We start from the raw sequence: 6,792 nt of genomic DNA on the forward strand, positions 1-6,792 counted from the left end.
TGTGTATAAGAGACAGGAGATCGGTCAATCAAACGACCGATCTCAAAGCAACGGACCGAAGTCGGCGCGGCGGGCCAGCAAGGGACCGAACTCGGGCCCAGGATCAGGCGGAGGCGGCCTTCGAGGTGCTCGACCCGTTCGACGAGGAGCTGGAGGAACCCGAGGAGCTCGACGAGCTCGTGGAACCGGAGGAAGAGGAACCCGACCCGTCCGACGACGACCCGTTCGACGACGAGGAACCCGACGACGAAGAACCCGAGGACGACGAGTCCGAAGAAGACTCCGACTTACCGGCCTTCACCGTGCTGGTCGTCGACGTGCTGCGCGAGTCCGTGCGGTAGAAACCGGAACCCTTGAAGGTGACCCCGACGGAGCTGAAGACCTTTCGCAGCTTGCCCTGGCACTCGGGGCAGACGGTCAGCGACTCGTCGCTGAACTCCTGGTGGATGTCGAACGCGTGGCCGCAGTCGGCACACCGGTACGCGTAGGTGGGCACGTGCACTCCTCTTGGACGTCAGGCCTCCCGGGGCGTCGCACGCTCACCGGTACCGGGCCTGGCACTCGGGGTTTCCGAGTGCCAATAGTAACGGCCCGGCGGCGGGGGATAGTCCCAGGATCTCCCGACTGTGTTCACTCGGGTGCGTTCACTCAAGCACAGGGGCTGACGGTAGTCTCCACTGCGTGCCCGCGACCACTTCCGCCGAGCCTCTAGAGCCCGCCGAAACAGCCACCTCCGACGGTCCGCGACCCCCCAAGCGCCGTCGGACCCGTACCTCCATGGTTCGCCAGTTCATCGTCGGCACCGCTGTGGTCCTGGTGCTCGTGCTGGTCGCCCTGACCACCTTCGCGTGGCTCACCGCGCGCCGTCCGCTCCCGGAGCACTCCGGGGAGGTGCAGGTCGAGGGACTCAGCTCGAACGTGCGCGTCAGCCGCGACGCCCAGGGCGTGCCGCAGATCTACGCGGACTCGGCCGAGGACCTGTTCCGCGCGCAGGGCTACGTCCACGCGCAGGACCGCTTCTTCGAGATGGACTACCGCCGGCACGTGACCGCGGGCCGCCTGGCCGAGCTCGTGGGCAACAACGCCGACGCGATCCAGGCCGACAAGGTCATCCGTACGTTCGGCTGGCGGCACGTCGCCGAGGAGGAGTTCAACATCCTCGACGACACGACCCGGCAGTACCTGCAGGCCTACGCGGACGGCGTGAACGCCTACCTCGCGGACCGCAGCCCCGCCGAGACCGCCGTCGAGTACACGGTGCTCGACGTCAGCGTCGAGGTCAACGAGCCGGAGCAGTGGGACCCCATCGACTCGCTCGCCTGGCTCAAGGCCATGGCCTGGGACCTGCGCGGAAACTACGACGACGAGCTCGACCGGGCCCTCGCCTACAGCACGCTGGACGACGCGTCGCGCGTCTCCGAGCTGTTCCCCGCGTTCTCGGTCACGGGCAACGCGACGATCCTCGACCCCGCGGAGGCGGGAGCGACGACGGCGACGCAGCCGCCCCAGGCGACCCAGACGTCGTCGGGCGCCGGTGATCCGTACGGGAGCCCGGGCCTCGCCAAGGCACTGAAGTCGGCACAGGCGGCGCTGGACGCGGTGCCGGTGCAGATCGCGCGGGGTGAGGGCACGGGCTCGAACTCGTGGGCGGTGTCCGGCCAGTACACCGAGTCGGGCAAGCCGCTCCTGGCGAACGACCCGCACCTCAACCTCGCCGCCCCCGGCATCTGGGCGCAGGTCGGCCTGCACTGCAACCAGGTGAGCGCGGAGTGCCCGTTCGACGTGTCCGGGTTCTCCTTCTCCGGCTTCCCCGGCGTGATCATCGGGCACAACGCCGACATCTCCTGGGGCCTGACGAACCTGGGCGCCGACGTCACCGACTTCTTCATCGAGCGGGTCCGCAACGACACGTACCTGCGCGGCGCGGACCAGTGGGTGCCGATGGAGAAGGAGACCGAGGTGATCCGGGTCGACGGCGGCAGCCCGGTCGACCTCGAGGTCCGGCGGACCGTGCACGGGCCGATCGTCTCGTCCGTCATGGGCGAGGACGTCACCGACGCGCTGCGCGGCTCGCCCACGGAGACCGGCACCGAGCTGGGCCAGTACGAGATCTCGCTGTCGTGGACGGCGCTCCAGCCCGGCCACACCGCCGACGCCGTGTTCGACATGAACCGCGCGAAGACCCCCGCGGACATGAAGGCCGCAGCCGCGAAGTTCGAGGTCCCGTCGCAGAACATAGTGTTCGCCACGACGGACGGGCACATCGGCTACCAGGCGCCGGGCAAGATCCCGGTGCGCGCCAACGTCCCTGGCGCCGTGGAGTCCGACGGCACCTGGCCGCGCCCCGGCTGGGACGCCCGCTACGACTGGACCGGCTACGTGCCCCAGGACCAGATGCCGGGCGTCGTCGACCCGAAGGAAGGCTTCGTGGTCGCGGCGAACCAGGCGGTCCTGCCCGGCGACACCGGTCCGTTCCTCACCCGGGACTGGGACTACGGGTATCGCTCGGAACGCATCCGCACGCTGCTGACCGACCGGATCGCGGAGGGTCGCAAGCTCACGGCCGACGACATGTCGGACATCCAGATGGACCAGTGGAGCGTCTTCGCCGACACCCTGGTGCCCGTGCTGCTGGAGGTCGATCTCCCTGACGGCTACGACTCGGACGGACAGGCGCTCCTGACCGACTGGGACAGGTCCATGGACGCGGACTCCGCCGCCGCCGCCTACTTCGCGGCCGTGTGGCGCAACCTGCTCGCGATCACCTTCAACGACGAGCTGCCGCAGTCCATGTGGCCCGAGGGCGACAGCCGCTGGCTCGCCGTGATCCAGGGCATGCTCGACAACCCGAACGACTCGTTCTGGGACGACAAGTCCACGGTGGCGGTCGTGGAGAGCCGCGACCAGGTGCTGACGGAGGCCCTGACCAGTGCGCGGCAGGACCTCACGGTCGAGCTCGGCAAGGACACCAGCGACTGGGAGTGGGGCACGCTGCACCAGCTCAAGCTGGAGCACCTGGTGCTCGGCGGGTCCGGCGTCCCGGCGCCGATCGCCGCGTACATGAACCCGTCACCCGTCAAGGTCGGCGGCGGTTCCTCGATCGTCAACGCCACGGCCTGGGACGCCGCGAGCGGCAGCTTCGACGTGACGAGCGGCCCGTCGATGCGCATGGTCGTCGACCTCGCGGATCTCGACGCGTCCACCTGGGTGGTCGTGACGGGGACGTCGGCGCACCCGGCGTCCGAGCACTACCAGGACCAGCTCGACGCGTGGGCGACCGGGGAGACCTTCCCGTGGCCGTCCAGCCCCGAGGCGGTCGACGCCGCGCAGGTGGACGAGCTGACCCTCACCCCGTGAGGCTTCGCTGGTCGCGCATTTGGAAACCGGTCTACCCAACCACGACCAGCGGGCCGGGAAGCCCAGCCCCCGTGCGGCTGCGGGGGTCGTGTTTGTCGTCCCGGGTCTCGACAAGCTCGACCAGCGGGCCTGTCAGCCGAGCCAGCGCCAGTCGGTGGTGGTGGCGACGGCGTGCACCAGGATGTCGTGCTCCTCGCGCGGCAGCGGGTGGTGCGCGGCGTCGTACACCTCCTCCGGGAAGGCGACGGCGACCACCTTCGCGCCCGGCCGCAGGTGCGTGAGCGCGCGGTCGTACCAGCCCCCGCCCTGGCCGAGCCGAACCCCACGGGTGTCGACGGCGAGAGCCGGCGCGAGGACGACGTCGGCCAGCTTGGTGGCGTCGCTGCCCAGCGTGGGGCCGCCCGGCTCGGGCGGGCGGCCCGGCGCCCGCTCCAGGAGGTCGTCGGGGCCGGTGTAGTCGGCCCAGTCGCGCGCCAGGCCCGCGCCGAGCACGGGCAGCAGCACGCGGACGCCGCGGCCCGCGAGGCGGTCCAGGAGCGGGAGCATGCCGGGCTCCGCGCTGCGGGCCGCGTACGCGGCGACGCATCCGGCGTCGCGTACCTCGGGAATCGACTCGATGACGTCGGCGAAAGCCTCGGCGGCCTGCGCCCTCTGCTTGGCCGTTCGGTGCCCGCGCTGCGCGCGGATCGCGCGGCGGAGCTCTTCCTTGGCGTCGCCAGTCTCCATCCCGGGTAGCACGGGGTACGGCTGTGGCGTCGGGACAGAGATACCGCTCATGACCGCTATTGTGCCAAGACTCCGAGACAAGATTGTTACGAACAGCGTACGAAGAAGGCGAGAACATGACCGAGCGTCTGCTCGACGGGTCTCAGACCATCGAGCGTGGTAGACCCTCCTCCAGTGGGGGATACGTCATGGGACGTGGCAAGGGGCGAAGGATGATGCCGTCGAGCAAGTCGGACGTGCCGGAAGGCACCACGGGAAAGTACGTGAAGGGGTGGACGGTGGCCAAGCCATGGCCGGTGACGCTGCGCGAGGACACGCCGGCCGGCGTCGTCGTACTGCGCCCGCTCCGGCGGCGGGACGCGAACGACTGGGCCCGGCTGCGGGCGGAGAACGCGGCCTGGCTCGAGCGCTGGGAGGCGACGGCGCCCGGTGCGAACCGGTACATCGCCTCGACGTTCGGCGAGTACGTGCGCTCGCTCTCCGCGCAGGCGCGCGCCGGGACGTCGCTCCCGTTCGGCGTCGAGCTCGACGGCGCGCTCGTCGGCCAGCTCACGGTCTCCTCCATCACGTGGGGATCGATGTGCTCCGCGAGCATCGGGTACTGGGTCAGCCAGACCGTGGCCGGGCGGGGCGTGATCCCCACCGCAGTCGCGATGGCCACTGACTACGCCTTCTTCCTGGGCCTGCACCGCATCGAGATCAACATCCGGCCCGAGAACAAGCCGAGCCTGCGGGTCGTCGAGAAGCTCGGCCTGCGGGACGAGGGCGTGCGCGAGCGCTTCCTGCACATCCAGGGCCAGTGGCGCGACCACCGCACCTTCGCGATCACCTCCGAGGAGGTTCCCGAGGGGCTGCTGGCGCGCTGGCAGCGTTCGCGGGAAGCGCTCTGACGGCGGGACACGCCGTGCGTGGTGCGCCAGGCCCTGGCGATGCTCGCCTAACGTCGTGTCGTGGAATCGACTGCGGGACTCACAGCCGTAGCGCTGTTCGTCCTGTGGCTGGGCTACTGGCTGCCAGGTCTGGTGCGCCACCGGTCGGAGCTCGCCGACGCGCGGCTCACCGACAGGTTCTCGGTAGGGCTGCGCATCGTCGCGATGAGCGGTTCGGGCAGGAAAGGAGGGGCGATGGTTACTGACGGCAAGCCGCGGGGCACCGGCCAGGGTGTGCCGCGCGTCGCCCACCCGACCCCGAAGGGGCGCCCGCTCCAGATCATGGTCCGCGGTCGCCCGCTGACGGCGGAGCGCCTCCGCCGGGTCGAGCGGCGTGCGCGGCGGGCTGCGCGTGCGCGCCGCCGGTTCATCGTGTCGATCGTGCTGCTGCTGTGCAGCGTCGCCGCCTGGGCGTTCGTCGGGTTCGACCGGCTGCACTGGGGGTTCGCCGCTACGTCGTCGGCCATGCTGCTGTTCGTGCTGTTCCTGGGCCAGCGCGCGGCTCGTGCCGCGCGGCGGGCGGACGCCCGCTGGCAGGCGTCGGTGCGGGCGGCGCGGCAGCGCGCCACGCAGGCCCGTGCGCTCTCGAACGGTGGCCCGTACGCGCCGCGCAACCGGGCGCAGGTCACCGGCCTGGCGACCCACGGCTCGAGCACCGAGACGCAGGCGATCCCGCGGGTCGCCCGCAAGGACGTGCTCGACGAGATCCTCGACGGCCCGGCGAAGCCCAAGGTCATCGAGGTTCCGGTCGAGCCGGAGGTGCCCGCTGACGTCGAGTCGGAGAAGCCGGCTGGCGTCGGGTCGGCGAAGCCGGCCGGCGTCGGGTCGGCGAAGCGGGACGAGGTGCCGAGCGGGCGCGCCTGGGACCCGGTGCCCGTTCCGCTGCCCACGTACGTGACCAAGCCGGCCGCGCCGCAGCGTCAGCCCGCGGCGCTCCCCGCTGGTTCCTCCCAGGGGTCGACGGCGGGGGCGGGCGCTTCGGGGCGTCCGGGTGCAGCTGCGATGCCTCCGTCGGTGCCGGTGTCCGGGGCCAGGCCGGCCGACGCCGACCCGGTCGCCGAGGACGAGCTGATGCGGGGCGAGCCGCCGCGCATGAAGTCCGAGACGCTGGGCAAGCCGCTGGAGGAGATCCTGGCGCGACGCCGGGCGGCGGGGTGACGTTGCTGGTCTAGACGTCGCCGGCCGGGTGATGTTGCTGGTCGGTGTCGCGGGGGTCGTGTGTTCGTGACCCGCGCGACACCGGATCAAGTTGCGGATCACCTGAGGTGAAGTGCTAGTCTTCTGCAGTCCGAGGGGCTATGGCGCAGTTGGTAGCGCGTCTCGTTCGCAATGAGAAGGTCGGGGGTTCGAATCCCCCTAGCTCCACAGACAGAAACCCCGCTTGACCAGGGCAAACGCTCCGGTCAAGCGGGGTTTCTTCGTTGCCTGGGGGGCGTTCGCGGCGGGCCGTGCCCCCCTGGTGCCCCCCGGTCCTGTTGAGACGACCAGACTGGCTCCTCGATCGGCACCGGTAACGAGTAAGCGCAGGTTTGGTTCGCGTGGTGGCTCGACGTGCGTGTGAGGCCCTGATTGAGTGACCCAGATGACCAACGAGGACGAAGATGTCACGGTGGAGCCGGAGCCGGAGCCGGAGCCGGAGCCGGAGCCGGAGCCGGAGCCGGAGCCGGAGCCGGAGCCGGAGCCGGAGCCGGAGCCGGAGCCGGATGGTGAAGAGCGCCCGCCTACACCGCCAACCTTGGATCGGGAAAAGCTGTCTTCGATGGTTCCGAAGGGGTTCGAC

At 70.6% G+C, this 6,792-nt stretch carries 6 protein-coding genes, 1 tRNA gene and 1 pseudogene; 6 read left to right on the top strand and 2 right to left on the bottom strand.

What is annotated here, in order from left to right; genetic code table 11:
- Positions 1–125 precede the first annotated feature (125 nt).
- Entirely contained in the window at positions 126–341 is a 216-nt protein-coding gene (locus ACFT2C_RS09725; RefSeq protein WP_377206962.1) for a hypothetical protein, read from the top strand.
- A gap of 14 nt (positions 342–355) precedes the next feature.
- Here ACFT2C_RS09725 and ACFT2C_RS09730 read toward each other — a convergent pair.
- Positions 356–502, bottom strand: a pseudogene (locus ACFT2C_RS09730) (FmdB family zinc ribbon protein); the annotation flags it as partial.
- A gap of 275 nt (positions 503–777) precedes the next feature.
- On the opposite strand from ACFT2C_RS09730, the gene ACFT2C_RS09735 reads away from it, so the two are divergent.
- Positions 778–3,357: a penicillin acylase family protein gene (locus ACFT2C_RS09735; RefSeq protein ID WP_377206838.1), complete on the top strand. Its 2,580-nt coding sequence runs from the start codon at positions 778–780 to the stop codon at positions 3,355–3,357.
- A 132-nt stretch (positions 3,358–3,489) separates the two neighbouring features.
- Here the strand turns inward: ACFT2C_RS09735 and ACFT2C_RS09740 are convergent, their stop codons facing one another.
- On the bottom strand, positions 3,490–4,134 hold the full coding sequence (locus ACFT2C_RS09740) for a 5-formyltetrahydrofolate cyclo-ligase (protein WP_377206839.1): 645 nt from the start codon (positions 4,132–4,134) through the stop codon (positions 3,490–3,492).
- Between the two features lie 164 nt (positions 4,135–4,298).
- Here ACFT2C_RS09740 and ACFT2C_RS09745 point away from each other — a divergent pair, with 164 nt between their 5' ends.
- The 4 genes from ACFT2C_RS09745 to ACFT2C_RS09760 form a co-directional block, all read left to right on the top strand.
- Positions 4,299–4,973 (top strand): GNAT family N-acetyltransferase, encoded by a 675-nt coding sequence (locus tag ACFT2C_RS09745; RefSeq protein ID WP_377206958.1) that lies wholly within the window; start codon positions 4,299–4,301, stop codon positions 4,971–4,973.
- A 60-nt stretch (positions 4,974–5,033) separates the two neighbouring features.
- Positions 5,034–6,170, top strand: coding sequence for a hypothetical protein (locus tag ACFT2C_RS09750; protein ID WP_377206840.1), 1,137 nt, complete (start codon positions 5,034–5,036; stop codon positions 6,168–6,170).
- Between the two features lie 134 nt (positions 6,171–6,304).
- Positions 6,305–6,377: transfer RNA gene (locus ACFT2C_RS09755), tRNA-Ala, on the top strand.
- Positions 6,378–6,594: 217 nt separating this feature from the next.
- A partial coding sequence (locus ACFT2C_RS09760; RefSeq protein ID WP_377206841.1) for a hypothetical protein occupies positions 6,595–6,792 on the top strand: 198 nt, incomplete at its 3' end.

Source organism: Promicromonospora sp. NPDC057138 (genome assembly GCF_042670845.1).
Lineage (GTDB): Bacteria > Actinomycetota > Actinomycetes > Actinomycetales > Cellulomonadaceae > Promicromonospora.

Excerpts from the sequence above, each read along its gene's own strand:
- ACFT2C_RS09745 (WP_377206958.1), top strand. The coding sequence starts at position 4,299 with ATGCCGTCGAGCAAGTCGGACGTGCCGGAAGGCACCACGGGAAAGTAC.
- ACFT2C_RS09735 (WP_377206838.1), top strand. The coding sequence starts at position 778 with ATGGTTCGCCAGTTCATCGTCGGCACCGCTGTGGTCCTGGTGCTCGTG.
- ACFT2C_RS09740 (WP_377206839.1), bottom strand. The coding sequence starts at position 4,134 with ATGAGCGGTATCTCTGTCCCGACGCCACAGCCGTACCCCGTGCTACCC.